26 protein-coding genes are annotated in these 26,085 nt (G+C 65.6%); 14 read left to right on the top strand and 12 right to left on the bottom strand.

Annotated elements, in window-relative coordinates; genetic code table 11:
• Positions 1-8 precede the first annotated feature (8 nt).
• The 3 genes from DBV10_RS18795 to DBV10_RS18785 all read right to left on the bottom strand — a co-directional run bounded on the left by DBV10_RS18795 (position 9) and on the right by DBV10_RS18785 (position 1,696).
• Positions 9-632, bottom strand: coding sequence for a hypothetical protein (locus tag DBV10_RS18795; RefSeq protein WP_124515125.1), 624 nt, complete (start codon positions 630-632; stop codon positions 9-11).
• Entirely contained in the window at positions 625-1,002 is a 378-nt protein-coding gene (locus DBV10_RS18790) for a response regulator (protein ID WP_124515124.1), read from the bottom strand. The genes DBV10_RS18795 and DBV10_RS18790 overlap by 8 nt, the downstream gene beginning before the upstream one ends.
• Before the next feature lie 145 nt (positions 1,003-1,147).
• Positions 1,148-1,696: a chalcone isomerase family protein gene (locus tag DBV10_RS18785; RefSeq protein WP_158616831.1), complete on the bottom strand. Its 549-nt coding sequence runs from the start codon at positions 1,694-1,696 to the stop codon at positions 1,148-1,150.
• A gap of 329 nt (positions 1,697-2,025) precedes the next feature.
• Between DBV10_RS18785 and DBV10_RS18780 the strand changes: the two genes are divergently transcribed.
• The 5 genes from DBV10_RS18780 to DBV10_RS18760 all read left to right on the top strand — a co-directional run bounded on the left by DBV10_RS18780 (position 2,026) and on the right by DBV10_RS18760 (position 8,386).
• Positions 2,026-3,351 (top strand): ABC transporter substrate-binding protein, encoded by a 1,326-nt coding sequence (locus DBV10_RS18780; RefSeq protein ID WP_124515122.1) that lies wholly within the window; start codon positions 2,026-2,028, stop codon positions 3,349-3,351.
• A 54-nt stretch (positions 3,352-3,405) separates the two neighbouring features.
• Positions 3,406-5,142, top strand: coding sequence for an iron ABC transporter permease (locus DBV10_RS18775; RefSeq protein WP_124515121.1), 1,737 nt, complete (start codon positions 3,406-3,408; stop codon positions 5,140-5,142).
• A gap of 106 nt (positions 5,143-5,248) precedes the next feature.
• Positions 5,249-6,334: an ABC transporter ATP-binding protein gene (locus DBV10_RS18770; RefSeq protein WP_199740187.1), complete on the top strand. Its 1,086-nt coding sequence runs from the start codon at positions 5,249-5,251 to the stop codon at positions 6,332-6,334.
• A gap of 23 nt (positions 6,335-6,357) precedes the next feature.
• Positions 6,358-7,239: a LysR family transcriptional regulator gene (locus DBV10_RS18765; RefSeq protein WP_124515119.1), complete on the top strand. Its 882-nt coding sequence runs from the start codon at positions 6,358-6,360 to the stop codon at positions 7,237-7,239.
• 85 nt (positions 7,240-7,324) lie between these two features.
• On the top strand, positions 7,325-8,386 hold the full coding sequence (locus tag DBV10_RS18760) for an aldo/keto reductase (RefSeq protein ID WP_124515118.1): 1,062 nt from the start codon (positions 7,325-7,327) through the stop codon (positions 8,384-8,386).
• Positions 8,387-8,515: 129 nt separating this feature from the next.
• Here DBV10_RS18760 and DBV10_RS18755 read toward each other — a convergent pair whose 3' ends face one another.
• Both DBV10_RS18755 and DBV10_RS18750 read right to left on the bottom strand, forming a co-directional pair.
• On the bottom strand, positions 8,516-9,943 hold the full coding sequence (locus DBV10_RS18755) for a M20 family metallopeptidase (protein ID WP_124515117.1): 1,428 nt from the start codon (positions 9,941-9,943) through the stop codon (positions 8,516-8,518).
• A gap of 33 nt (positions 9,944-9,976) precedes the next feature.
• A complete protein-coding gene (locus tag DBV10_RS18750; protein WP_124515116.1) occupies positions 9,977-10,975 on the bottom strand; it encodes a tripartite tricarboxylate transporter substrate binding protein in 999 nt (332 codons plus the stop codon).
• Between the two features lie 176 nt (positions 10,976-11,151).
• Here DBV10_RS18750 and DBV10_RS18745 point away from each other — a divergent pair, with 176 nt between their 5' ends.
• From DBV10_RS18745 to plsY, 3 genes are all read left to right on the top strand, one after another.
• Positions 11,152-12,111 (top strand): LysR family transcriptional regulator, encoded by a 960-nt coding sequence (locus DBV10_RS18745; RefSeq protein ID WP_124515115.1) that lies wholly within the window; start codon positions 11,152-11,154, stop codon positions 12,109-12,111.
• Positions 12,112-12,182: 71 nt separating this feature from the next.
• A complete protein-coding gene (locus DBV10_RS18740; RefSeq protein WP_124515114.1) occupies positions 12,183-12,674 on the top strand; it encodes an aminoacyl-tRNA deacylase in 492 nt (163 codons plus the stop codon).
• Positions 12,675-12,751: 77 nt separating this feature from the next.
• On the top strand, positions 12,752-13,429 hold the full coding sequence (gene plsY / locus DBV10_RS18735; protein ID WP_124515113.1) for a glycerol-3-phosphate 1-O-acyltransferase PlsY: 678 nt from the start codon (positions 12,752-12,754) through the stop codon (positions 13,427-13,429).
• Between the two features lie 48 nt (positions 13,430-13,477).
• On the opposite strand, the gene DBV10_RS18730 is transcribed toward plsY, so the two are convergent.
• From DBV10_RS18730 to DBV10_RS18720, 3 genes are read right to left on the bottom strand one after another with little or no spacing between them, the layout of a single operon-like run.
• Positions 13,478-14,497, bottom strand: coding sequence for an HD-GYP domain-containing protein (locus DBV10_RS18730; RefSeq protein ID WP_124515112.1), 1,020 nt, complete (start codon positions 14,495-14,497; stop codon positions 13,478-13,480).
• A 15-nt stretch (positions 14,498-14,512) separates the two neighbouring features.
• On the bottom strand, positions 14,513-15,181 hold the full coding sequence (locus tag DBV10_RS18725) for a TIGR02281 family clan AA aspartic protease (RefSeq protein ID WP_370451201.1): 669 nt from the start codon (positions 15,179-15,181) through the stop codon (positions 14,513-14,515).
• Positions 15,182-15,226: 45 nt separating this feature from the next.
• Complete coding sequence (locus DBV10_RS18720) at positions 15,227-15,712, bottom strand: YajQ family cyclic di-GMP-binding protein (RefSeq protein ID WP_124515111.1); 486 nt, start codon at positions 15,710-15,712, stop codon at positions 15,227-15,229.
• A gap of 73 nt (positions 15,713-15,785) precedes the next feature.
• On the opposite strand from DBV10_RS18720, the gene murB reads away from it, so the two are divergent.
• Positions 15,786-16,859, top strand: a complete 1,074-nt coding sequence (gene murB, locus DBV10_RS18715) for a UDP-N-acetylmuramate dehydrogenase (protein ID WP_124515110.1) — start codon at positions 15,786-15,788, stop codon at positions 16,857-16,859.
• 170 nt (positions 16,860-17,029) lie between these two features.
• Here murB and argG read toward each other — a convergent pair whose 3' ends face one another.
• From argG to DBV10_RS18695, 4 genes are all read right to left on the bottom strand, one after another.
• The gene (gene argG, locus DBV10_RS18710; protein ID WP_124515109.1) at positions 17,030-18,367 is read right to left on the bottom strand and encodes an argininosuccinate synthase; all 1,338 of its coding nucleotides are present in this window, start codon (positions 18,365-18,367) and stop codon (positions 17,030-17,032) included.
• Positions 18,368-18,397: 30 nt separating this feature from the next.
• Positions 18,398-18,715, bottom strand: coding sequence for a pyrimidine/purine nucleoside phosphorylase (locus DBV10_RS18705; RefSeq protein ID WP_124515108.1), 318 nt, complete (start codon positions 18,713-18,715; stop codon positions 18,398-18,400).
• 174 nt (positions 18,716-18,889) lie between these two features.
• Entirely contained in the window at positions 18,890-19,552 is a 663-nt protein-coding gene (locus DBV10_RS18700; RefSeq protein ID WP_124515107.1) for a glycine zipper 2TM domain-containing protein, read from the bottom strand.
• Positions 19,553-19,707: 155 nt separating this feature from the next.
• Complete coding sequence (locus tag DBV10_RS18695; protein ID WP_124515106.1) at positions 19,708-20,094, bottom strand: ArsC family reductase; 387 nt, start codon at positions 20,092-20,094, stop codon at positions 19,708-19,710.
• A 60-nt stretch (positions 20,095-20,154) separates the two neighbouring features.
• Between DBV10_RS18695 and folC the strand changes: the two genes are divergently transcribed.
• The 5 genes from folC to gltX all read left to right on the top strand — a co-directional run bounded on the left by folC (position 20,155) and on the right by gltX (position 26,022).
• Complete coding sequence (gene folC, locus DBV10_RS18690; protein WP_124515105.1) at positions 20,155-21,480, top strand: bifunctional tetrahydrofolate synthase/dihydrofolate synthase; 1,326 nt, start codon at positions 20,155-20,157, stop codon at positions 21,478-21,480.
• A gap of 34 nt (positions 21,481-21,514) precedes the next feature.
• Positions 21,515-22,357 carry an SPOR domain-containing protein gene (locus tag DBV10_RS18685; protein WP_124515104.1) on the top strand — a complete coding sequence of 281 codons (843 nt, stop codon included), beginning with the start codon at positions 21,515-21,517 and terminating at the stop codon, positions 22,355-22,357.
• Positions 22,358-22,400: 43 nt separating this feature from the next.
• Entirely contained in the window at positions 22,401-22,889 is a 489-nt protein-coding gene (locus tag DBV10_RS18680) for a CvpA family protein (RefSeq protein WP_124515103.1), read from the top strand.
• A 78-nt stretch (positions 22,890-22,967) separates the two neighbouring features.
• Positions 22,968-24,473 (top strand): amidophosphoribosyltransferase, encoded by a 1,506-nt coding sequence (gene purF / locus DBV10_RS18675; RefSeq protein WP_124515102.1) that lies wholly within the window; start codon positions 22,968-22,970, stop codon positions 24,471-24,473.
• Between the two features lie 127 nt (positions 24,474-24,600).
• Positions 24,601-26,022, top strand: coding sequence for a glutamate--tRNA ligase (gltX, locus tag DBV10_RS18670; protein ID WP_124515101.1), 1,422 nt, complete (start codon positions 24,601-24,603; stop codon positions 26,020-26,022).
• The last annotated feature ends 63 nt before the right edge of the window (positions 26,023-26,085 follow it).

The raw sequence follows: 26,085 nt of genomic DNA, 5'->3' as shown, positions 1-26,085 counted from the left end.
GGCACCCATCAGATGCGCTTGGCCAGGGCTTGCTTGAGCGCAGGCAGGCAGTTTTGCTGCACGGTCACCATCAGCTCGAAGGGGACCTCATGGCCCTCCAGGTGGAAGACGATGTCGATCAGCAGCATCTGCCCGGCCAGCGTCTCCAATTCGCCAAACAGATGCCAATCGGCTTCGCTGGTGGGCACGTCGAAGGCCATCACGCGCGGCGGGCGCAGGCCGGTGCGCAACTCCAGCAAGGTGCTGATTTCCTGCACGCAGGTGCTGGCCAGGGCATTGCCCAATTCCAGCAACAGTTCCTCGCGCTGGCGCCGGCCATCGCCCGCACGGTCGTCAAAACCCAGCACCTGGCGCAGCGCCGCATAGCTGGCGGGGCCGTAGACCACGGCGATGGTGCCGGCGAACTCGCCAAAGAACTCCTGCTCCAGCACACTGATGCGCTCGTAGGTGTGCATCAGCCGGGCGCGGGTTTCGCGCAGGTCCTCGGCGCTGACGGCGCGGATCTCGGGAACGCGCAGGTTCACGAAACCGGCAAACGCCTCGGCCAGCGTGGCGCCCGCCTTGCCCATGGCGATGTTGACCATCTCACCCAGGACGTCGCGCTCGTCTTCGTTGAAAAGTTCTTCACTCATGGATGGCTCCCAGCTGGGTCAGCATGGCGCGCAGGGCCTCGATCTTGATGGGCTTTTCGATGAAGCCGGTGGCGCCCAGCGAAGCCACGCGCTCCTTGGCCAGGCGCTGGATGTCGGCACTGACCACGATGACGCGTCCATGGAGGTGCTTGCTGCGCATCTGGGCCAGCACGTCGAAGCCACTGATCCCTGGCATGGTCAGATCCAGCAGCACGACATCGACACGCTGGCTGCCCAGAATATCCAGCGCCACTTCACCACTGTCGGCTTCCAGGCATGTCACGTTCTCGCCCGTCAACTCCCGCACCATGGCGAGATTGATCTTGCGGGAACTTTTTGAGTCATCAACGACGAGGATGGAGGAAATCATACGCAGCACAATCTTGAAATAATTCTGAACACATTGCGTTACGATCATCGCACAGCGAACCGTGGGCTCGCAACGGAGCCACGGCCCGGGCAGGCAGGGCGGTTATCGTGAGCGCAAGGGTGCGCGTAAGCTATTGCCGCTGGGCTCAGTCCTGGCCCAGCAGCGCGCCTTTGACGGCAGCATCCAGCGGCGCCGCCCCTATCCACATGGCCACGTAGCCCTGAAACAGTTCGGGTGAAGGCAACGGGTCCAGGAGCTGGCGCCCTTGCATCGAGACCACGCTGCCCACGCCCGGCACCCAATCCACGGTCATCTGGTCGCCCGGTGCGATGCGCTTGACCGACGCCAGGGCGTCGCTCAGGCGCATCAGGCTGGGGATCAACAGGGAGCGCGAACTCTTGGGCAGGTTGTCCTCGATGCCCCGTGACAGGTTCTTGTACGGAATGCCCCCCGGAAACTCCCGCAGGTAGGTGACGACAAAGCGTTTGGGGCCGGGCATGGACAGGAACTCTTCCATGCTGGAAAAGCGCTTGAGCGCATACACCTGCGTCACCGTGATCTTGTTGTTGCCCGCCATGCGCAGGCCGGCACCGTTGAGCGTGAGCGCGGGGGCGTTTGCAACCTGTGCCGTGGGCTCAATCTTCACGCCCCCCAGCTCCGCCGGCGCAGCCCAGGTGGCTGCTGCCCAACACATTGCCGATATTCCTGCGATCCATGCTTTCATGACCATCCTTTGCTTGTTGCGAGGCACGCCTTCACTTTCACTTTCAGTTCCGTATGGCGCAGCGCTGCATGCTAGGGACGGGTGGCTATCCGCAATGTCTGAATTCCGACATTTGCACGGCTCACCGCCGCAGGATTACCCTGAGTTCGTGCACAACGGGCCTTGCCGATCCAACGGGTCGCAGGTTCTCAGGGATAACCCGACAGGCCGCGCGACTGATGTTCCGCATCAAAAACAATGATTGGCCGCCGCCGCACGGGCCACCTACATTGCATGCACCAGAACATAAGGAGACATCCATGCAGCGCATTCTTTGTGCGGGGGCCCTGGCCGCCGGTTTGTTGTGTGCAGTGCAGGGCGCGCAGGCGGGCACCGTGACGGTGCTCACCTCCTTTCCCAAGGAGCTGACCACGGCCTACCAGAAGGCCTTCGAGGCCAAGAACCCGGGCATCAAGGTCGAGATCCTGAACAAGAACACCACGGCGGCGATTGCCTATGTGCGCGAGCTGCCTGAAGGCCAGCGGCCCGACATCATGTGGGCGTCGGCCCCCGATGCCTTCGAGGTGCTGGCCCGCAACAAGCTTCTGCAGGCCGCGCCGGACACCCGCAACCCCATCGCTCCGGCCAAGATCGGTGCCTACCCGCTCAACGACCCGCAGGGCCTGTACTACGGCCAGGCGCTGGCGGGCTACGGCATCATGTGGAACACCCGCTACCTGCAGGCCCACAAGCTGCCGGCGCCCAAGGAGTGGAGCGACCTCACGCGGGCCGAGTACTTTGGCCACGTGGCCATTTCCTCCCCATCGCGCTCGGGCACGACCCAGCTCACGGTCGAGACCATCTTGCAGGGCGAGGGCTGGGACAAGGGCTGGTCGCAGCTGCTGGCCATGATGGGCAATGCCGCTGCTGTCACCGACCGCAGCTTCGCGGTGCCCGATGGCGTGAACAACGGCCAGTACGGCATCGGCATCGTGATCGACTTCTTTGGCCTGGCCGGCAAGTATTCGGGCTTTCCGGTGGACTTTACCTACCCGGCCATGACGGCGGTGGTGCCGGCCAGCATCGGGTTGATCGCAGGCGGCAAGAACACCGAGGAGGCGCGCAAGTTCATGGCCTTCAGCATGTCCACCGAGGGCCAGCAATTGCTGTTCGATCCCAAGATCAGCCGCTTGCCCATCCTGCCCTACAGCAGCCTGAAGGCGCCTGCGGGCTACCCTGTGCCGCAGGAAGTGGCGCAGCGCGCCAAGGTGCAGTTCGATGCGGAGCTGTCCGAAAACCGCTACCAGGTGGTCACCAGCCTGTTTGACCAGATGGTGACCTTCCGCCTCAAGGAGCTGCAGGCCGCCACGCGTGCCATCCACGAGGCGGCCAAGGCGCTCAAGGCCAAGCCCAATGCGCGTGGCAATGAGCTGCTGGTGCAGGCGCGGTCTGTGGCCTATTCGCCGCTGGTGGGGGAGGCCAACGTGAAGAACGAAGAGTTCCTGGACCTCTTCCGCAAGAACCGCCGCGAAGTGGCGGTGTCCAAGCAACTCACCGGCCTGGAGCAAGTCTGGGCCGACAAGGCACGCGGCAACTACGAGCGTGCACTGCAGCTTGCCAACGAGGCGCGCAGCCTGGCGAAATAAAAAACCCATGCCGCCGCGCCAGAGGGCGCGGCCGGCACCTGCGGAGAAACCACCATGTCAGCTACTACCACGCAGCCCGGCGCCGCCGGCCTGCCCACGGCGGGCTTGCGCCCGTGGCACGCGCTTTCGGGCCTTGGCCCCTGGGCGGCGTTCCTTCTCATCCTGGCCTTTTTGCTGTGCTTCCTGATCGTGCCCGTGGGCATGGTCATCTACACGGCCTTCGTCAATGAATCAGGGGGGCTCACGCTGGGGCACTTCGGCAACTTCTTTGCCCAGTCGGTGTTCCGCGAGTCGTTCTTCAACAGCCTCATCGTGTCGCTGGCCAGCGTGTTCTTCGCCAGCGTCATCGCGATTCCGCTGGCCTACCTCACGGTGCGCTTCGAGTTCCGCGGTGCGCTGCTGATCCAGACGCTGGGCGTGCTGCCGCTCATCATGCCGCCCTTCGTGGGCGCCGTGGCGCTGCAGCTCATCTTCGGGCGCAGCGGCTCGATGAACCTGCTGCTGAACGACTGGTTCGGCTTCACCATCCCCATCATGGACGGGCTGGTCGGCGTGACCTTTGTCGAGAGCATTCACTACTTCCCGTTCATCCTGCTGAATCTGGTGGCCTCGATGCGCAACATCGATGGCGCCATGGAAGAGTCGGCCCTGAACCTGGGCGCGCGCGGCTGGCGGCTGTTCCGGCGCGTGATCTTCCCGCTGGCCATGCCGGGCTACCTGGCGGGGGCTGCGCTGGTGTTCGTGAAGGTGTTCGACGACCTGGGTACGCCGCTGGTGATGGGCGTGACCAACATGCTCGCGCCCCAGGCCTACCTGCGCATCACCTCGGTGGGCATCGACGACCCGCTGGGCTACGTGATTAGCGTGATCATGATCGGCTTCTCGATCTTGGCGCTGTGGATGGCCGCCCGCGTGATGAAGGGCAAGGACTACGCCACCATGCAAAAGGGCGGCAATTCGCTGCAGAAGCGGGAGCTGACCGGTTGGGAGTCGGTGCTGGCCTACGGCTGGATCCTGTTCGTGCTGTTCGTCACCCTGGCGCCGCACCTGGGCATTTTGCTGATGTCGTTCTCCAAGGTCTGGAGCTTCTCGGTGCTGCCCGATTCCTACACGCTGGAGCATTACGCCACCGTGTTCCACGATGCCGGCGGCATGATCGGCAACACCTTGCTGTACTGCGTGATGGCGGCGGGCCTGGATGTGGTGATCGGCACGGCCATCGCCTACCTTATCCTGCGCACCCAGCTGCCGGCCCGCCAGTGGCTGGACTACCTGGCCTCGGCCGCGCTGGCCATCCCCGGCCTGGTGCTGGCCATCGGCTACCTGCGTTTGTTCAAGGGGGTGAACCTGCCCTTTACCGACACGCCCATGATCACCACCTGGGTGCTCATCATGCTGGCCTATGCGGTGCGGCGCCTGCCCTATGCGCTGCGCTCGTGCATGGCCGCGCTGCAGCAGGTGCATGTGTCGCTGGAAGAGGCCGCGCAAAGCCTGGGCGCCAGCAAGCTGTCCACCATCCGGCGCGTGATGGTGCCGCTGATGGCGGGCGGCATCCTTGCGGGCTTCGTCACCAGCTTCATCACGGCGGCCGTGGAACTGTCGGCCACCATCTTGCTGGCATCGGCCCAGAGCCAGGCGCCCATGAGCTACGGCATCTACCTGTACATGCAGAGCATCTCGGGCCGTGGGCCGGGTGCTGCCCTGGGCGTGCTGGCCGTTGTCGTCGTGGGCCTGGGCACGTATTTCTCGCACCGCTTCGTGGAGCGTTCGCGCGTCACCACCAAAACATAAAAGGACCTGCGCAAATAAGAATGCAACAACGGTCTGTGCACCATGGCAGGCCACTTGCCTGAACCTGTTTTGCGTAAGTCATGCATCAAAGGATGAAATCATGCACCTGAACAAAGTCTCCCTCGAATGCCGCCATATCAGCCTGAGCTATGGCACCACCCCCGTGCTGCGCGATGTGAACCTGCGCATCGAGCCGGGTGAATTCTTCGCGCTGCTGGGCCCCTCAGGCTCGGGCAAGTCCACGCTGCTGCGCCTCATCGCGGGCTTCAACCGCCACCAGAACGGCGAGCTGCTGATCGACGGCCAGGACATCAGCACCGTGCCGCCCCATGCGCGCAACGTGGGCATGGTGTTCCAGAACTACGCGCTGTGGCCGCACATGACGGTGTGGGACAACGTGGCCTTCGGCCTGGTGGAGCGGCGTGAAACGCGTGACGCCATCCGCCGCAAGGTGGGCGCGGCGCTGGAGCTGGTGGGCCTGTCGGCCTATGCCGAGCGCCGCCCGGCCCAGCTCTCGGGTGGTCAGCAGCAGCGCGTGGCGCTGGCGCGCACCGTGGTCATCGAGCCCAAGCTGCTGCTGCTCGATGAGCCGCTGTCCAACCTCGACAAGCAGCTGCGCGTGCAGATGCGCGAAGAGCTCAAGAACCTGCAGCGCAAGCTGGGGCTGACCACCATCTTTGTCACGCACGACCAGGAAGAGGCCATGACCACGGCCGACCGCATGGCCGTGCTGGACAAGGGCATCCTGCAGCAGGTGGGCTCGGCCACGGGGCTTTACGACTTTCCGCAGAACCGCTTTGTGGCGGGCTTCGTGGGCACGGCCAATCTGCTGGAAGGGCAGGTGACTGCGATTGGGGGAGAGACCCTCAATTTCCAGGTCAAGGGCCTGGGCAACCTCACGCTGCCGCGCCCGCCCGAGCCGCCCACGCCAGGGCCCAACGCCATTGCCTTTCGCCCGCACCAGGTCAGCATCCGCGTGCGCGACGAGCACGGCGATGCCTCGCGCGTGTGGATGGATGGGCTGGTCGAAAGCGCCGAGTTCCTGGGCGAGTTCTCGCGCTACCGCGTGCGCGTGGGCGAGATCGCCATGGTGGCCGACCAGCCGCACTACGCGGGCATTGCGATGTTCGAGCCCGGTGCACAGGTGCGCTTGGGCATTGAGCCTACGCAATTGCGCTATCTGGACCGCTGATTCCACCGGCATACTGCACGCGAATGGAAATCTACCAACTGCGCGCCTTTGTTACGGCAGCCAAGCTGGGCAACGTGACGCGCACGGCAGAGACCCTGCATGTCACCCAGCCCGCCATCACCGCGCAGATCAAGGCGCTGGAGGAAGAGCTGGGTGTGGCCCTGTTCGACCGGCGCCCGGGCCGCATCAGCCTCACGCGCGCCGGCGAGGCGCTGATGGTGGATGCCGAGCAGGTGCTCACCGCCGCAGGCCACTTGCTGGGCCGCGCGCGCGAGCTGCAGGGCGAGGTGACGGGATCGCTGCTGTTGGGCACGGTGGCCGACCCCGACTCGCTGCGCCTGGGCTCTCTGCTCAGCGGCCTGGTGCGCGCCTTGCCGCTGCTGGAGATCAAGACGCGCGGCGGGCTGGCCGAAGAGCTGCGCGACCAGGTCGCGGCCGGGCTCATGCACGGCGCCTTCTACATCGGCCCGCACATACCGCGCGAAGCGACCGGGCTGGCCTTGCAGACCCTGCACTACCGCATCGCCGGGCCGTTCTCGATGCGCCAGCAGATCCTGCACGCGGGCTGGCGCGACATCGCCGCGATGCCGTGGATTGGCGCGCCCGTGCAGCACCACGCGCAGACCCTGCTCAAGGACATGTTCGCCCGCCAGGGCCTGGTGCCCCACCAGGTGGTGGAATGCGATGAAACCGCAGCGCCGCTGGCCCTGGTGCGTTCGGGCGTGGGCCTGGCCTTGCTGCGCGAAGACGTGGCGGTGCCCGCTGGCGAGCGGGACGAGGTGGTGGTCTGGCCGCATGCGCGGGTGGGCGCGCTGCTGAGCTTTATCCATCCGCGCTCGGCAGAGCATGACCCGGCCATCGTGGCCACGCTGTCGGTGCTGCGCGCCACCTGGGGGCTGGGCTGAGGGGCTGAATGCACCAGGGCTTGTTGTCAGGCCCTGCAGAAAGCGAAAGGGCTTTGTACACTCCGGGGCTTCTTCGGAGAGCCCCATGAAAACCATCCAGCTCGGTCAGAGCGATCTGCAAGTCACCCCCATCTGCCTGGGCACCATGACCTTTGGCGAACAGGTGGGCGAACCTGATTCCCACGCCATCCTGAGTCGTTCTCTGGCGCGCGGCGTGAATTTCATCGACACGGCCGAGATGTACTCGGTGCCCGCCAAGGCCGAGACCTTTGGCGCCACCGAGACCATCATCGGCAACTGGTTTGCCAAGAACCCCGGCGCGCGCCAGAAGCTGGTGGTGGCCACCAAGGTGGCGGGCCCCTCACGCGGCATGCCCTGGGTGCGCGAAGGCAAGGGCATGACGGCGACCGACATCGTGGCCTCCTGCGAAGGCAGCCTGCGCCGCCTGCAGACCGATGTGATCGACCTCTACCAGATTCACTGGCCCGAACGCCACGTGCCCGCGTTCGGCAGCCTCTACTACGACCCCGCCAAGGAAACCTCGCAGACCCCCATCCACGAGCAGCTCGAAGCGCTGGCCGGGCTGGTGAAGGCGGGCAAGGTGCGCTATATCGGCCTGTCGAACGAGACCCCTTATGGCGTGCATGAATTCGTGCGCCTGGCCGAGCAGCATGGCCTGCCGCGCGTGGCCACGGTGCAGAACCCCTATTGCCTGATCAACCGCACCTGGGAGAACGGCATGGACGAGACCTGCCACCGCCTGAACGTGTCGCTGCTCGCGTATTCGCCTCTGGGCTTTGGCCTGCTGACCGGCAAGTACGACGCAAGCGGCACCACCGGCCCGAACGCGCCGCAGGGCGCACGCATCGCGGCCTACGAATCGGTGCGCAAGCAGCGCTGGGGCCGCCCCGAAGCGCTGGCTGCTTCGCGCCGCTACAACCAGCTGGCGCGCGACAACGGACTCACGCCGACCCAGATGGCACTGGCGTTCTGCTACACCAAGTGGCAGGTGGCCAGCACCATCATCGGCGTGACCTCGGTGGCGCAGCTGGACGAGGACCTGAACGCCTGGGGCACCACGCTGTCGCCCGAGCTGCTCAAGGAAATCGATGCAATCCGCTGGGAGCTGCGCGATCCGGCTCTGTGAGTGCTCCCCCCTGAGTCGCCTGCGGCGCCTTCCCCCCCCTGAGGGGGGACGACACCATCGCTGCGGGGCGGCCCTTGCTTGGTGTCTCTCGCTTGGGCCGCGCCAGTTTTGGCGGCTGTTGCTTACCGTTCAGGCATCCGCTGTAGTTTGTGCTGCTAAGGCTCCCTCCCGCCACGGCGTGCCTTGCGGCTCGCCCAGGTCCCAGAACAACCCCGCCATCACCGCCAGCCCTTCGCGTGCCACTGGCGCCAGCAAATGTTCGTTGGGCGCGTGCTGGGCGCAGGCGGGGTACGAGTGGGGCACCCACAGTGTGGGCAGGCCCAGCTGGTCGGCAAAGATGTCGTTGGGCAGCGAGCCCGCCAGGTTGGGCAGCAGCGTGGCCGGCTGGCCCGCGCTGGCCTGCAGCGAGGCCAGGGTCCAGTCCACCCAGGGGTTGTGCAAATCCAGGCGCGTGGCGCCGCAAAGCATGCCCATGGTGATCTCGACCTGGTTGAAGCCGTGTGCGTCCAGGTGCTCGCGCAGCGTGGCTTGCACGTTCTGCCAATCGGTGCCCACCACAAAGCGCAGCTGGCAATGTGCCACCGCCTGGGAAGGGATGGCGTTGATTGGCCGCTGCGCATTGCCCGCGCCCAGCGCCAGCACCTCCAGCGTATTCCAGCCCACCAGTTGCTCGGCGGGTGTGAGGCCCGGTTCGCCCCAGCCAGGTGTGAGCGCCGGGTCGTCGGCGCCTGCGCCGATCACCACGTCTTTCAAGGCCGTGCGCAGCTTGTCGGGCAGCGCAGGTGGCAGCAGGCCTTTGACGAGGATGCGGCCATTGGCATCGACCAGCGTGGCCAGCGCGTGGGTGAGCACGGTGGCCGGGTTGGCCAGCACGCCGCCCCAGTTGCCCGAGTGGTAGGCCTTGTCGCGGCTGCGCACGGTGAGCGCAAAGTTGATCGCACCGCGTGAACCCAGGAAGAGGGTGGGGTGGCTCGCGTTCACGCGCGGGCCGTCGCTGGCCAGGAAGAGGTCGGCCTGCAGCGCATCACGGTGCTGCTCGCAGAACGCACCCAGGCCAGGAGAGCCGGCCTCCTCGCCCATTTCCATGAGCAGCGTCACGTTGTAGCCCAGGCGGCCGCCCCGGGCCTCGATGGTGTGGGCCAGGGCGGCCAGGCTCACGGTGTGCTGGCCCTTGTTGTCGGCCGTGCCCCGGCCATACCAGCGCTCGCCCTCGATGGTCAGCTCCCAGGGTGAGAGGCCTTCGCGCCACTGGCTCTCCTGGCCGTTGACCACGTCGCCATGGCCATAGGTGAGCACGGTGGGCAGGGTCGGGTTTTCCACGCGGCGGGCCATCAGGAAGGGGCCACCCTGCGGCGAGGGGTTGTCGAACACCTGGCACTCAAAGCCCAGGGGGGTGAGCCAGGGCTGCATTTCGTCGGTGAGGTAGGTGTGCAGCTCGGGCGGCAGCTTGCCGGTGTCGCTTTCGGTGCGCCAGGCCACGCGGCGGCGCAGGTCGGTGGCAAATTGGCCGTCGTCGAAGTAGCGCTGAACGTTGTCGATCAATTGTTGGCGGTTCATGGTGCGGGTCCTTGCTGGTTATCGATGCACTCGTCAATCCACCACGATCTTGGCGCGGTGGGCCAGCGCGCGGTAGCGGCCGATTTCTGTGTCCATGGCGGCGTGCATGGCTTTGGGGCCCACAAAAACGGGCTCCATGCCCTGGGCACGGATCTGCTCCTGCAGATGGGGGTCGCGCATCGCAGCCTCCACTTCCTTGAGCAGCTTGTCCACGATGGGCGCGGGTGTGCGTGCGGGGGCGGCCACGGCATACCAGCCATCGAAGGCGGCATCCGGCAGCTTTTGCTCTGTCACCGTGGGCACTGAGGGCAGGGCGCGGGCGCGCTCGTTGCCGGCGATCGCCAGTGCACGCAATTTGCCCGAACGCACATGCGGCGCGGCGCTGGCCACCGTGTCGATGGCCATCTGGATCTCGCCGCCGATCAGCCCCATCATGGCCTGCGCGCTGCCCCGGTAGGGCACGTCCTGCAGGCGCACGTTGGCGGCCTGTTCGAGCAGCGCACCGACCAGGTGCGGGGCCGAACCCGAGCCGAACGTGGCGTAGTTGATGGCTTTGGGCGCTGACCTGGCCGCCGCCAGCAGCGCGGCCAGGTCCTTGTAGGGCGCGTTGGCATTGACCACGATCACCAGCGGTGCGCGGGCCACGATGGCCACGGGTGCCAGGTCCTTGAGCGGGTCATAGGGCAGCTTGGGGCGCAGGGCGGCATTGACGGTGTAGCTGCTGGAGCCCGACACCAGCAGGGTGTAGCCGTCGGGCTCGGCCTTCACCACGCTCTCTGTGCCGATGATGGTGGAGGCGCCGGGCTTGTTGTCGGTGACCACGGGCTGGCCCAGGCGCGCGGACAGCTTTTGGCCCAAGGCGCGGGCCACGGCGTCGGTGCCGCCGCCGGGCGGGAAGGGGACAACCAGGCGCACCGCGCGCTGTGGCCAGGCTTCGGACGGTGCGGCCGTCTGGGCAAACGAAAGGCTGCTGGCGCTGGCGAGGGTGGCCAGGGCAGCGGACAACAGCGAGGCTCGAACAAGGCGTTTCATGCGGACTCCGGTGGTAAGGCCCTGGCAACAGGTGGCGCCGCCGCAAGGGCTGCAGGCTGTCGCACAAGGGCATGGGTGAATTGGAGCCTCAAGCCATGCAAGATGGATGCTGGTTTACCATTGCTTTGAATAGAGATTTGGCAACTGACCATTGCCTTTTTGTGATTCGATACGCCATGCCCATTTCCCTGCTCAGCCTGCCCCTGCGCTACTTTCTGGAGGTGGCGCGCACCGGCTCCGTCAACCAGGCGGCGCAGCGCCTGCATGTAGCGGCTTCGGCCGTGAGCCGGCAGCTGGGCAAGCTCGAGGACAGCCTGGGCGTGGTGCTGTTCGAGCGCCAGGCGCGTGGCATGGCCCTGACCGAGGCCGGCACCCGGCTGCTGGCCCACGCCAATGCGCACGATGCGCAGGCACTGGAGCTGGTCGAGCAATTGCAGGACCTGTCGGCGCAGGGCGCGCTGCGGGTGCGGCTGGCCTGCACCGAGGGGTTTGCGGCCGCCTTCATGCCGCTGGTGATGGCGGGTTTTCGCCAGGCCCATCCGCAGGTGCAGCTGCAACTGCAGGTGGCCGTGCCGCAGGAGGTGTCGGCCCTGGTGCTGCGCGGCGAGGTGGACCTGGCGCTGAAGTACAGCGTGGCGCCCGAGAAAGGCCTGCAGGTGCTGCATTCGGCCATTGCCCCCATCTACGCCATCATGCCGGCGCAGCATCCGCTGGCCCGCCAGCGCAGTGTGAGTGTGGCCGACGTGGTGCGCTACCCGCTGCTGCTGGGTGCGGCCAATACCACCGGGCGGCAGCTGTTCGACCTGAGCTGTGCGGTGCAGGGCCTGCGCTATGTGCCTGCGGTGGAGAGCAATTTCTCGTCGGCGCTGTTGCCGCTGCTGGGCGGGCAGGACGTGGTGCTGGCCAGCTACCTCACGGCGGCGCGCTGGGTGGAGGCCGGCCTGCTCGCGGCCCGGCCGTTTGATGAAGCCCAGCTGCAGCAGCGTCGCCTGCAGGTGCTGGCCGCGCAGGGCCGCGTGCCGTCCGCGCTGGTGCAGCAGTTCACGCAGGTGCTGGTGGCGGCCATCGAGCAGTACGGCAAGCGCAAGGTGGGGCGCCGCCGCAAGGCGGCCATGGCGCCGGATATCTTGTTCTGAACCCCTGGGGGACTGTTCGGCGCATTCACATTTGGATACGGATACCATCGGTGCCCTACCCGAACCGCACCATGGCCAAGAAAGAACACGTTTCCGAGACCCAAGCCACCCAGTTGCTCAAGGTGAACAAGGTGGCGTTCACTGAACACCCTTACGAATACCTGGAGCACGGCGGCGCCATGCACAGCGCCGAGGTGCTGGGGCTGGACCCGTTCACCGTGGTCAAGACACTGGTCATGCAGGACCAGGACGCCAAGCCGCTCTTGGTGCTGATGCATGGCAACCGCAAGGTATCCACCAAGAACCTCGCGCGCCAGATTGGCGCCAAGTCGGTCGAGCCCTGCGCACCCGAGGTGGCCAACCGCCACAGCGGCTACCTGGTGGGGGGCACCTCGCCCTTTGGTACGCGGCGCGCCATGCCGGTGTACATCGAAGAGACCATTTTGGCGTTGCCGCGCATTGCCATCAATGGTGGTCGCCGGGGGTTCCTGGTGCAGCTGGACCCACAGGTGTGCGTGCAGCTGCTCGGGGCCAAGCCTGTGCAATGTGCGCTGGCAGAATAGGCCGCCGCACCAAGACCCAAGCCCACCAGACAGCTTGATTGTCTGCATCCATCTGATTCGATCACCGAGGAATTGCCTTGACCGCCGTTGTTTATCCCCTTCTTGCCGCCGTGGCTGCTTATCTGCTGGGCTCGTTGTCGTTTGCCGTCATCGTGACGCGTGTGATGGGCCTGAATGATCCGCGCACCTATGGCAGCAAGAACCCGGGCGCTACCAATGTGCTGCGCTCGGGCTCCAAGGCTGCGGCCATCGTGACATTGCTGCTGGATGCCATGAAAGGCTGGCTGCCCGTGGCGCTGGTGATGTGGTTTGGCCATCCCTATGGTCTGGAAGACGGCACCGTGGCCCTGGTGGGGCTGGCGGCTTTCCTGGGACACCTGTGGCCGGTGTTCTTTCGCTTTGAGGGTGGCAAGGGCGTGGCCACGGCCCTGGGCGTGCTGGTGGGCATCAGCGGCTGGCTGGGCCTGGCCACGGCACTCACCTGGGTCATCATTGCCTTTTTCTTCCGCTACTCGTCGCTGGCCTCGCTGGTGGCCGCCGTGTTTGCCCCGGTGTACTACCTGCTGGTGGATGGCGTGGTCTGGTATGCCGAGGGCACGATTGCCGTTTCGATGGTGGTGATGGCGCTGCTGCTGGCCTGGCGGCACAAAGAGAACATCCAGCGGCTGGTGGCGGGCAAGGAGTCGCGCCTGGGCAGCAAGAAGGACAAGCCGGAGGCCGGTGCTGCCGCGTCGTCGGGCAAAGCGCACAAGTAACACCGGCGATGATTCCGATTGCCCGCGGCCCGGGCGATCGCCTGGAATTCAGAGCGACCCAGGCCCCGTGACCAGCCCCCGCAGCCCGGCGCTGTGCTGGGCGGCATACAAGCCCAGCCGCACCATGGTGCGGTGGTTGAGCTCCAGGCTCACCGCCGAGCGCGCCAGGGCCGACTGAATGCGGGGCTTGCCGGAGGATGTCTGGTGCAGGCTGGGCTGGGCGTGGTGGTTGCCAGCGCGGTCCAGCAGGCTCGCCACCAGGGGGTGGTTGGCCTTGTCGCTGCGGCGCAGCACGATGGCGGTGTCGCCGTTGTCAAGCCGGACAAAGGTGCCGGGCGGGCACAGGCCGATGGACCGTACCAGGGTGTAGCTCACCTCGTCGCGCTGCTCCACTTCCTGCCCCACGATGGCGCGCACCGAATCCGTGGCGCTGCGGCCCGCGCGTGACTTGCGCGGGCTGATCATGGCCGCATAGCGGTCGATGGTGCCCAGGATGCGGGTGAGCCGGTCCACCGGGTCCTGGCTGGCCAGGGGCACACGCTCGGTGATGCTGGCATGGTGTTGCCCCACCACATCCAGCCAGAGCGCATCGCTGATGAACAGGCGCTCCAGCAGCAGCATGCTTTCTTCCGGATGGCTCTTGATGGCCTCCTGCTGTGCGGCGGTGGGCCGCTCGCGCTGCTCGGCCAGCTCGTCCTGCAGCGCGGTCATGCCGATGTTCATTGTGAGTGCCGCGCGCACGAGGCTGTCCCGCTCCCGCTGGGGCAGCTTGAATTCGTGCGCCATGATATGGCACAGCGTGCCGCACACCAGTGCGTGCGATGCGCTGTAGCCCACGGTGGAAGTGGCGGCCAGCTGGAACATCAGGTACAGCGCCGCATCGATGTCGTGCGCCACCAGATCCTGCAGCCAGGCGTCGAACTGCCGCACCTTGCCGGGGAAATCCTGCACCTGCAAGGGCCGGGCCAGCAACACCGACAGCGCCGACTCCAGGTCCGACCAAAGGCCCAGAAGGTCCTCGTATTCCCCTTCGGAGTGCGGGTGGCTGGCGCTGGGGTGGGCGGACATTGCGGGTGCCGGGTGTCAGTTGCGTTTTTCCAGCACCATCTGGTCGTTGGTGCGGGTCATCTGGAACTCGTTCAGAAAGCTGTTGCCCAGCAGCACATAGGGCATGGGCTGGGAGGTGACGATGGCTTCCACGCCAAACACCTCCACGTCGCCGATGCGCACCGAGTCCAGGCGCATGCGCCACCCTTGTCCTACGCCATTGGCCGTGCTCATGCGCACGGGCTGGCCGTTCTGGTATTTCAGCCCCATGCGGTCTGCGTCGGGGCGGCCGATGGCGACGGTGGATGCGCCGGTGTCGACCACGTACTGCATCACCTGTCCGTTGATGGTGCCACTGTTCACGAAGTGCCCGCGGCTGTCGGCTGTCAGCGTGATGCGCCGGCCGCTGGCACTGCTGCTGCGGCCGCCCACGCTCACCGGGGCTTCGCCCAGCCGCAGGGTGCGCCGCGCCCCCTTGACCTCGACGGTGGCTTCTTCCTTGGTGACGGCAATCACCTTGACGCCCTGGTATTCATCCCCGGCGCCCACCGCGCGGGGCGGGTGGGCATCCACCACCAGCAGGGCCTTGCTGCCCAGCATGCCGGCCAGGGCAACCGACTGCGCATGCACGGCGCTCCAGGGGGCCAGCAAAAGCCCGCAAAGAACGGCCATGGCGAAGGGCTGCAGGCGCTGGGGCGTGGTCATGGTGCGGGGGGAAAGCGAAGGGAGTTTGTTGCGGGGCGCGTGGGCTCAATCGCGGAAGTTGTCGAAAGACAGCGGCACGTCGGTCACGTCCTTGCGGATCAGGGCCATGGCAGCTTGCAGGTCGTCGCGCTTGGCGCCGGTCACGCGCACCTTGTCCTCCTGGATGGCGCCTTGCACCTTGAGCTTGCTCTCCTTGAGCAGCTTCTGGATCTTCTTGGCCAGCTCGCTCTCGATGCCGTTGCGCACCTTGATGACCTGCTTGACCTTGTCGCCGCCCATTTTCTGGACGTCGCCCATGTCCAGGAAGCGCACGTCCACATTGCGCTTGGTGAGCTTGTTGCGCAGCACGTCCTCGATCTGGGTGAGCTGGAAGTCGGCGTCGCCGATCAGGGTGATGTCCTTGTCCTTGATCTCGATGCTGGCCGAGGTGCCCTTGAAGTCGAAGCGGGTGGCGATTTCCTTGGCGGTGTTCTCCACGGCGTTTTTCACTTCAACCAGGTTGGCTTCGCAGACGGTGTCAAAAGATGGCATGGTGGTTCTCAATCTCGGGGAAACAGGGGGCAAATTGCAGCCCTTCCAAAGGGCGAATGCGACAATCGGGCCAATGGTAGTCGAGAAAAACGCCCCTTTGCAGCCCTGCAACACCTTTGGCATCGCCGCACGCGCGCAGACGCTGGTGCGCGTGCATTCCGCCGCCGATGTGCTGGCCGTGCTGGCCCACCCGGAGCTGGCATCTGCGCCCAAGTTCGTACTGGGTGGGGGCAGCAACATCATCCTGACCGGCGACGTGAAGCCCGTGGTGCTCAAGATGGAGATCAAGGGCCTGCGCCTGGTGGCGGAAACCCCCAAGGCCTGGATCGTGGAGGCGGGCGCTGGCGAGGTCTGGCACGACTGCGTGGCCTGGACGCTGGCGCAGGGTTTCCCGGGGCTGGAGAACTTGGCCCTGATCCCCGGCACCGTGGGCGCATCGCCCGTGCAGAACATTGGTGCGTATGGTGTGGAGTTGCAGGACCGCTTTGAATCCCTGGACGCCATTGACCTGGCCACGGGCCGCACCTTCACGCTGGATGCCGCGCAGTGCGGGTTTGGCTACCGGGATTCGGTGTTCAAGCACGCGCCCTCGGATGCGCCCGGTGCGGACGGGTTGCCCCGGGGCATGGGCCTGGAAGGGCGCGCTGTGATCACCCATGTGCGTTTTTGCCTGCCCAAACCTTGGAAGCCGGTGCTGGGCTATCTGGATCTGGAGCGCCGGATGGCGGAAGAGGGCGTGTTGCAGCCATCGGCCCAGCAGATCTTCGACTGGATCTGCGACATCCGCCGCACCAAGCTGCCCGACCCGGCCGTGGTGGGCAACGCGGGCAGCTTCTTCAAGAACCCCACGGTGTCGCCCGACCAGTGCGCCGACATCATCGCGCGCGAGCCGCGCATCGTGCACTACCCCATGCCCGACGGCAGCATCAAGCTGGCGGCGGGCTGGCTGATTGACGCCTGCGGCTGGAAGGGCAAGTCCATTGGCAAGGCCGGCGTGTATGAAAAGCAGGCCCTGGTGCTGGTGAACCGGGGGCAGGGCGCCGACAGTGTGACGGGCGGCGAGGTGATGACGCTGGCCAAGGCCATAGAGACCAGCGTGTACGAGCGTTTTGGCATCCGGCTGGAGCCCGAGCCCGTGGTGGTGTAGGCCCGCCAGGCCCCTCCCGAGCCTCTGCAGGCCACCAGCGGCACCGAACGGGCAAAGAAAAAGCCACCGGGATCGGTGGCTTTACTCATTTTTTGATAGCTACTAGCGCACGATGGAAGAGCGCTAGATTCATTTTTGCCACTATTTTGAGTGGCAAAACTCCGCCCAACTTACTTGCGGTCGTTTTCGAGCTGCGCCAGGGCGGCATTGCCACCCAGTGACAGCAGGCCTGCACGGGCATACACGCCGAGCTTGTCGCGCGTGTCCGAGATGTCCAGGTTGCGCATGGTCAACTGGCCGATGCGGTCCAGCGGGCTGAACGGCGCGTCTTCCACCTTTTCCATCGACAGGCGCTCGGGCGCGTAGGTCAGGTTGGGCGATTCGGTGTTCAGCAGCGAATAGTCGTTGCCACGGCGCAGTTCCAGCGTCACGGTGCCGGTCACGGCGCGGGCCACCCAGCGCTGGGCGGTTTCGCGCAGCATGATGGCCTGCGGGTCGAACCAGCGGCCCTGGTACAGCAGGCGGCCCAGCTTTAGACCGTTCAGGCGGTACTGCTCGATGGTGTCCTCGTTGTGGATGCCGGTCACCAGGCGCTCGTAGGCGATGTGCAGCAGCGCCAGGCCCGGGGCTTCGTAGATGCCGCGGCTCTTGGCTTCGATGATGCGGTTTTCGATCTGGTCGCTCATGCCCAGGCCGTGGCGGCCGCCAATGCGGTTGGCTTCGAGGATCAGCTCGACCGGGTCGTTGAATTCCACGCCGTTCAGGGCGACAGGCTGGCCTTCTTCAAAGCGCACCGACACTTCTTCGGCCTTGACTTCGACTTCGGGCTTCCAGAACGCCACGCCCATGATGGGGTTGACGATGCGGATGCCGCTGTTCAAAAACTCCAGGTCCTTGGCCTCGTGCGTGGCGCCCAGCATGTTGCTGTCGGTGCTGTAGGCCTTCTCGGCGCTCATCTTGTAGCCAAAGCCAGCTGCCGTCATGAAGGCCGACATCTCGGCGCGGCCGCCCAGTTCGTCGATGAACAGCTGGTCCAACCAGGGCTTGTAGATCTTGAGCGATGGGTTGGTGAGCAGGCCGTAGCGGTAGAAGCGCTCGATGTCGTTGCCCTTGAAGGTCGAGCCGTCGCCCCAGATGTTGACGTCGTCGTCCTTCATCGCTGCCACCAGCATGGTGCCGGTCACGGCCCGGCCCAGGGGGGTGGTGTTGAAGTAGGTCAGGCCGCCGGTGCTGATGTGGAAGGCGCCTGCCTGCAGGGCGGCGATGCCTTCGTGGGCCAGCTGCGTGCGGCAGTCCACCAGGCGGGCTTTTTCTGCGCCGTATTCCATCGCCTTCTTGGGGATGGCGTCGTAGTCGGGCTCGTCGGGCTGGCCCAGGTTGGCGGTGTAGGCATAGGGCATGGCGCCCTTGAGCTTCATCCAGTGCAGCGCGGCGCTGGTATCGAGGCCGCCCGAGAAGGCGATGCCGACTTTTTGCCCAAGGGGCAGGCTTTGGAGAATGGTGGCCATGTGCGGGGTCCGTTGCGGTGTGGGGTGCGATCAGCCGAAGTGGCAGATGTAGTGGTAGGCCTCGGTCACCCGGATGTCGAACTTCGAGTTGCCGGGCACGCTGAATTTGTCGCCTGCGGACGATTTCACCCAGGCGTCGGTGCCTGCCAGCTTGTATTCGCAGGAGCCCGCCACGCATTCCATGATCTCGGGCGCACCGGTGTTGAAGGTGAGCGTTGCGGGCAGTACCACGCCCACCGACTTCTTCGTGCCATCGGAGAAGGTGATGCCGTGGCTCACGCACTTGCCGTCAAAGTACACATTGGCCTGGGTGGTGACGGACACGCCGTCGATTTTTTCGGTGGTCATGGATAGCGCAGGATGGGGTTAGAGGAAACCCGCGATTTTAGGGCAGGGGTGGCGCGGCGCTGGCGGCCGGGCCCAACGAAACATGCGCTTGGGGCCCTGGCGCAAAGAAAAAGAGCCCCGAAGGGCTCTTTTTGGGGGCACGAGGCTTGGGGCTTTGCTGCCCCAGGCGCCGGCTTAGCGCCAGTAAGGGTTGCGGTGGTGCGGGGGGTAGTACGGCCTGTCGTAGCCATACTCAATCACCGTCACGGGCGGCGTCACATAGGTGGGCTGTTGGTAGACGGGTTGCGCCGGGTAGGTGGAGGTCACCACGCCGGGCTGGCTGTACACGCCTTGCTGCGCATACGGATCCGGCTGGGTGGAGTAGGTCTGGCCAGCGGGCTGCACGTTCACGTTCACAGGAATCCAGCGGCCGGGGTCGTTCTGGGTGCGTGTGGTGTATTGGCGGCCAGCGTATTCGTACACCACGTTGTAGCCCACCGTGCGGTTTTCGTAGTACGTCTCGGTGCTGCAGCGCTGCACGTTCTGGTACTGCGGCTGGCCACTGCCCTCGATCTGGTTGCCAATCACGGCGCCGCCGAGCACGCCAATGGCCGTGGCGGCGGCCCGGCCGCTGCCCTTGCCGATGGAGTTGCCTACGGCACCCCCGGCGATGGCCCCCAGAACGGCGCCGCCACCGGTGGTGCGGTTGCCGTTGTACACGGTTTCGTTGCCGCACACCTGCTGGGGGATGCCCACCTGCTGGACGATGGGGGTGGCCGACAGCACGCGGCCTTGTTCTTGGGCACTCGCCATGGCGGCGACGGCGGCCAGGGCGGAAAAAATGACGATCTTTTTCATGGAGAAACTCCTTTCGGGTCGGTACATAACGCACCAGACGGAAGAAAAGTTTAGGCTCGGGGCGTCAATTCGGGGCTGGGAAGCCGTAAATCTGCGTAAAGATTTGTGCGATTTTCCCGCATTGGCTGGCAAATGTCAGCCGGATCCTGGGGGCATCAGCCTTTGGGGAGGGTGTCACGCCAGGCTTGCCATTGGTCGGGGGCAAAACCCACGGACACCTGGGTATGGCCCGCGCTGTGCCATTCGACCACGGGGCGCTTGATCACGCTCGGGTGCTCCTGCATGAGGGCGCTGGCGCTGGCGTCGTCCGTGACCGCCGCCTGCGTACCGGCATCCAGCTTGCGCCAGGTGGTGCCCTGGCGGTTGACCAGTTTCTGCCAGCCCACGGCGCTCAGCCAGCCGGGCAACTGGCTGGTGGGCACGCCCTGTTTCTTGAAGTCGTGGAACTGGCAGTCCAGGCCTTGTTCCGAGAACCAGGCGCGGGATTTTTTGACGGTATCGCAGTTGGGAATGCCGTAGAGGGTGATGCGGGCGTTGGTCATGCCGCGCATCATCCTCGAAAAGCCCGTGGGGAATGCGGCTCGGCGACAATCCCGGGCTGTATGCAAACCAAACCCCACACCCTGGAAGGCTGGCTGCGCCACTGCGAGCAGCTGCATCCCCGCAACATCGACATGGGCCTGGACCGGGTCAGCGAGGTGGCGCGCCGCATGGCGCTGCGTTTCGAGTGCCCGGTGATCACCGTGGCGGGCACCAACGGCAAGGGTTCCACCTGCGCCATGCTGGAGGCGGTGGCCCAGCAGGCGGGCTACCGCACGGGGGTGTACACCTCGCCCCACCTGGTGCACTTTGAGGAGCGCTGCCGCGTGCACGGTGAGAGCGTATCTGCTTCTGATTTGATAGCGCACTTCGATGCCGTGGAAAGCGCCAGAACCCAAAATGGCAACGATGTATCCCTGACCTACTTCGAGTTCACCACCCTGGCCATCCTGCGGCTGATGAGCCATGCGCGGCTGGACGTGGCCATCCTGGAGGTCGGATTGGGCGGCCGCCTTGATGCCACCAATGTCATCGATGCCGATTGCGCCGTGATCACCAGCATCGACATCGACCACACCGAGTTTTTGGGGCCTGACCGCGAAAGCATCGGCCGTGAGAAGGCGGGCATCATGCGCACCGGCCGGCCGGTGGTCGTGAGCGACCCCATGGCGCCCCAGAGCGTGGTGGACCATGCCCGCGAGATCGGTGCGGATCTGTGGAGCTTTGGGCGTGACTTCAATTTCTCGGGCGACAAGCAGCAGTGGAGCTGGGCGGGCCGGGGGCGGCGTTACGCCGGGCTGGCCTACCCCTCGCTGCGGGGGGCCAACCAGCTCGTCAATGCCTCGGGCGTGCTGGCTGCGCTGGAGGCCCTGCGCGACCGCCTGCCGGTGACCGCCCAGGCGGTGCGCAATGGCCTGGCCCTGGTGGAGCTGCCGGGCCGGTTCCAGATCGTGCCCGGCCAGCCAACCTTGGTGCTGGACGTAGCGCACAACCCCCATTCGGTGGCGGCGCTCACGGCCAACCTGGATGCGATGGGGTTCTTCCCCACCACGCACGCGGTCTTTGGCGCCATGGCCGACAAGGACCTGGGGCCCATGCTGGCCAAGGTCGGGCCCCTGGTGGACCGCTGGTATTTCACCAACCTGCCCACCCCACGCGCCGAGACGGCTGCCACGCTGCAGCAAAAATGGAATGCCGTCCACATGGTGGCGGGCGGCCGCCGGGATGTCACCTCCACCTTGCACGCAGACCCCATGCAGGCCCTGGAGGCCGCCGTGGCCGCCGCAGACCCCGCTGATAGAATCGTGGTCTTTGGCTCGTTTTACACGGTGGGCGGTGTGCTGATCAACGGAACACCTCGCCTGCAGGCCAAACATCTGGGCCAATAGGGCAGGTTCTGAGGTCCGCACGGGTCGTTACTCCATGGCATTTTTCAAGTTTCGGTGGCCCGGGCAGGGTGAGCAGCAACAGGCCGAAAAGCCGTCCAAGCGCCCGCGCACGCCGCAGGCCGAGAGTGTCGAGGTGATGCGCCGCCGGGCCCGCCACCGGCTGATTGGTGCCGCCGTGCTGGTGCTGGTGGGCGTGATCGGATTCCCCTTGCTGTTCGATACCCAGCCCCGGCCCATCCCTGTCGATATCCCCATCGAAATTCCTGACCGCAACAAGGTGGCTCCGCTGGTCGTGCCCGCCCCTGTGGCCGAGGCCCCCGTGGCCAAGCCAGCGGCACCTGCCGCGCAGCAGGACCCCGCCCCTGCGGCGCAGCGCCCGGCAGCCACGCGCAGTGCGGCCGCCAACGGGCTGACGGAGGGGGAAGAGCTGGTGCAAGGCCCGCGCGCGGCCCCGGCCAAGCCCGCGCCCACGGTGGCGGCAGCAGCCCCTGCGGCTGCGCCCAAGCCCGAAGCCAGGCACGAGACCAAGCCGCCTGCGGCCCCCGCACCTGAGCCCAAGCCTGTGCAACGCCCTGATGAATCGGCGCGTGCGCGTGCCCTGTTGGAAGGCCGTGCCGCAGAGCCGGTGGCCAGCGCCAATGCCGAAGACAGCCGTTTCATCGTGCAGGTGGGGGCGTTTGCCGATGCCGAGAAGGCCCGTGAAGCGCGCACCAAGGTGGAGCGTGCTGGCCTCAAGACCTATACCCAGGTGGTGGACACCAAGGATGGAAAACGCACGCGGGTGCGCGTGGGGCCCTTCACCAACCGGGCAGAGGCTGACAAGGCGGCGGCGCGCATCAAGGGGCTGGAGCTGTCGGCCTCGGTGCTGACGCTGTAAGCCCGCAGCCCGGCTCTCTGGCTTTTTCGGTTGCTTTGCGTTCATGGCTGCGCTGGATTGGATTTTTGTCGCGGTGCTGCTGGCTTCGATGCTGATCGGTGCCTGGCGTGGCCTGGTGTTTGAAGTGTTGTCGTTGCTGGGCTGGGTGGTGTCCTTTTTTGTCGCACAGTGGTTTGCGGCAGACATGGCGGCACTGCTGCCGATTGGCGAGTCGGCGGGGGCACTGCGCTATGCGGCGGGTTTTGTCGTGGTGTTCGTGGCGTCGGTGTTTGCCTGTGGTTTTGTGACCTGGCTGGCCAAGAAGCTGATTGAGGCCATTGGCCTGCGCCCGGCAGACCGCACGCTGGGGGCTGTTTTTGGCGTGCTGAGAGGCCTGGTGCTGCTGCTGGCGGTGGCCGTGGTGGCCGGGTTGACCTCGCTGCACGAAGCGCCCTGGTGGCAGGAGTCGCAAGCGGCCCCGGTGCTCGCGGAAGTGCTCAGGGGCTTGAAACCGGCGTTGCCGGAAGAATTTGGTAGGCATCTGCCTTCCTGATATCGATGGGGCAGTGGCCAAAAGCCGCTGCCATGGGGTTGCCGCGGGGCTGTTCCCGCAAACGGATGGAAAACAACTATGTGTGGAATCGTCGGCGTCGTCAGTGCAACGCCCGTCAATCAGCTCATCTATGACGCCTTGCTGCTGCTGCAGCACCGCGGCCAGGACGCAGCGGGCATCGTGACCCAGCAGGGCCGCAAGTTCTTCATGCACAAGGCCAAGGGCATGGTGCGCGACGTGTTCCGCACGCGCAACATGCGGGCGCTGCCGGGCAATGTGGGCCTGGGCCAGGTGCGCTACCCCACGGCGGGCAATGCCTATAGCGAGGAAGAGGCCCAGCCGTTCTATGTGAACGCGCCGTTCGGCCTCGTGCTGGTGCACAACGGCAACCTGACCAATGCCCGCGAGCTGCGCACCGAGCTGTTCCAGACGGACCATCGCCACACCAACACCGAGAGCGACTCCGAGGTGCTGCTGAACGTGCTGGCGCACGAGCTGGAGCGCTCCACCCGGGGCGTGCCGCTGCAGGTCGAGGATGTGTTCGCTGCCGTGCGCGCCGTGCACAAGCGCATCAAGGGCTCGTACGCCGTGATCGCCCTGATTGCCGGCCATGGCCTGCTGGCGTTCCGCGACCCCCATGGCATCCGCCCGCTGGCGCTGGGCCGTAGCCAGGATGGCACGGTGATGGTGGGCAGCGAGTCGGTGGCGCTGGAGGGCACGTCCCATGTGTTTGAGCGCAACATCGACCCCGGTGAAGCGGTGTTCATCACGCTGGATGGCCAGGTCCATGCCAGCCAGTGCGCCGAGAAACCGCAGCTCAACCCTTGCATCTTCGAGTTTGTGTACCTTGCACGTCCCGACTCGGTGCTGGACGGCATTTCGGTGTACCAGGCGCGCCTGAACCTGGGCGAGGCCCTGGCCAAGCGCGTGGTCTCTACCGTGCCGCCCAATGAGATCGATGTGATCATCCCGATCCCCGAGTCGAGCCGCCCTAGTGCCACGCAACTGGCGCACCTGCTGGGCATCCCCTACCGCGAAGGCTTCGTCAAGAACCGCTATGTGGGCCGCACCTTCATCATGCCGGGGCAGGGCGTGCGCAAGAAGTCCGTGCGCCAGAAGCTCAACGTGATTGGCAGCGAATTCAAGGGCCGCAACGTGCTGCTGGTGGATGATTCCATCGTGCGCGGCACCACCAGCCGCGAGATCGTGCAGATGGCGCGCGACGCTGGTGCCCGCAAGGTGTACCTGGCCAGTGCTGCACCACCCGTGCGTTACCCCAACGTGTACGGCATCGACATGCCCACCAGCAGCGAGCTGGTGGCCCATGGCCGCACGGTGGAAGAGATTCGCCAGGCGATTGGCTGCGATGCCCTGATCTACCAGGATGTGGATGGCATGAAGAAGGCCGTGGGATCGCTCAATGCGTCCATCGCGGGCTTTGATGCCTCGTGTTTTGACGGCGTGTATGTCACGGGTGACATCACGGCAGAAGACATTGCCCGCCTGAACGAAGGGCGCGTGGGCGTGGAAGAGGGCGAAGAAGACACCTCCCGCCTCGCGCTGCCGAACGCGCAAGAGGCGTGAGCGCAGCGGCCAAACCGCTTTGATGAGGACGGCGCGGCGGTTGCTCGCCCGCTGCCCATTGGATTGATGGATAGACGGATTGACCGAATCTTGACACTGGCCCCGAAAGGGGCCAGACCGTATTGATATGACAGAAACCACTGCTTCCAGCGCGGGCCGCGTGCGTACCCGGTTCGCCCCGTCCCCCACGGGCTTCATCCACCTGGGCAACATCCGCTCGGCACTCTACCCCTGGGCCTTTGCGCGCGCCACGGGCGGCGACTTCATCCTGCGCATTGAAGACACCGACCTGGAGCGCTCCAGCCAGGCGGCGGTGGATGTGATCATCGAGGGCATGGCCTGGCTGGGGTTGGACCACGATGAAGGTCCGTTCTACCAGATGCAGCGCATGGACCGCTACAAGGCGGTGCTGGCCGACCTGCAGGCCGCAGGCCATGTGTACCCCTGCTACATGAGCGTGGCCGAGCTGGATGTCCTGCGCGAAAAGCAGATGGCCGCCAAGGAAAAACCCCGCTATGACGGCACCTGGCGCCCCGAAGACGGCAAGACCTTGCCGCCGGTGCCTGCAGGTGTGCAGCCCGTGCTGCGCTTCAAGAACCCGCAGGGCGGTGTGGTGGCGTGGGAAGACAAGGTCAAGGGCCGCATCGAGATCCGCAACGACGAGCTGGACGACCTGGTGATCGCGCGCCCCGATGGCACGCCCACCTACAACTTCTGCGTGGTGGTGGACGACATCGACATGGACATCACCCATGTGATCCGTGGCGACGACCATGTGAACAACACGCCGCGCCAGATCAACATCTTCCGCGCCTTGGGCAAGGAGCCTCCGGTGTATGCCCACCTGCCCACCGTGCTGAACGAGCAGGGCGAGAAGATGAGCAAGCGCAACGGCGCCAAGCCTGTGACGCAGTACCGTGACGAAGGCTACCTGCCCGACGCCATGGTGAACTACCTGGCGCGCCTGGGCTGGAGCCATGGCGACGACGAAATCTTCTCGCGCGCCCAGTTCCTCGAATGGTTCAACCTCGATCACCTCGGCCGCAGCGCCGCCCAGTTCGACGAGGCCAAGCTGCGCTGGGTGAATGCCCAGCACCTCAAGGCCATGCCCGACGATGCGCTGGCCGCCCTGGTGGCGCCGCAGCTGCAGCAGCGTGGCATTGCCGCCGATGCGCTGGCCGACGGCCGCCTGGTGCGCATCTGTGCCTTGTTCAAGGACCGTTGCGACACCACGGTGGCGCTCGCCCACTGGGCCCAGGTCTTCTATGGCGATGTGGCGCCTGTGGAGGCGGAGCGCGCGCAGCATGTCACCGAAGCCATCGCACCTGCACTGGATGCGCTGGCCGATGCCCTGTCTGCCTGTGAATGGGACAAGGCCTCTATCAGTGCCGCCTTCAAGCAGGTGCTCGCCAGCCAGGGCTTGAAGATGCCGCAATTGGCCATGCCAGCACGGGTTTTGACCGTGGGCACGGCCCACACGCCATCGGTCGATGCCGTGCTGGAATTGGTCGGACGTGAAAAAGTTGTAGCGCGTTTGCGAAACCGCTAAAAATCTGTCTATAATTCAAGGCTCGGATGATGACAACAAATGCTAAGTGTTTGGGGTCATTAA

The organism is Acidovorax sp. FJL06 (assembly GCF_003852545.1).
GTDB lineage: Bacteria > Pseudomonadota > Gammaproteobacteria > Burkholderiales > Burkholderiaceae_C > Acidovorax.
This window is presented reverse-complemented; position numbering and strand designations above follow the sequence as displayed.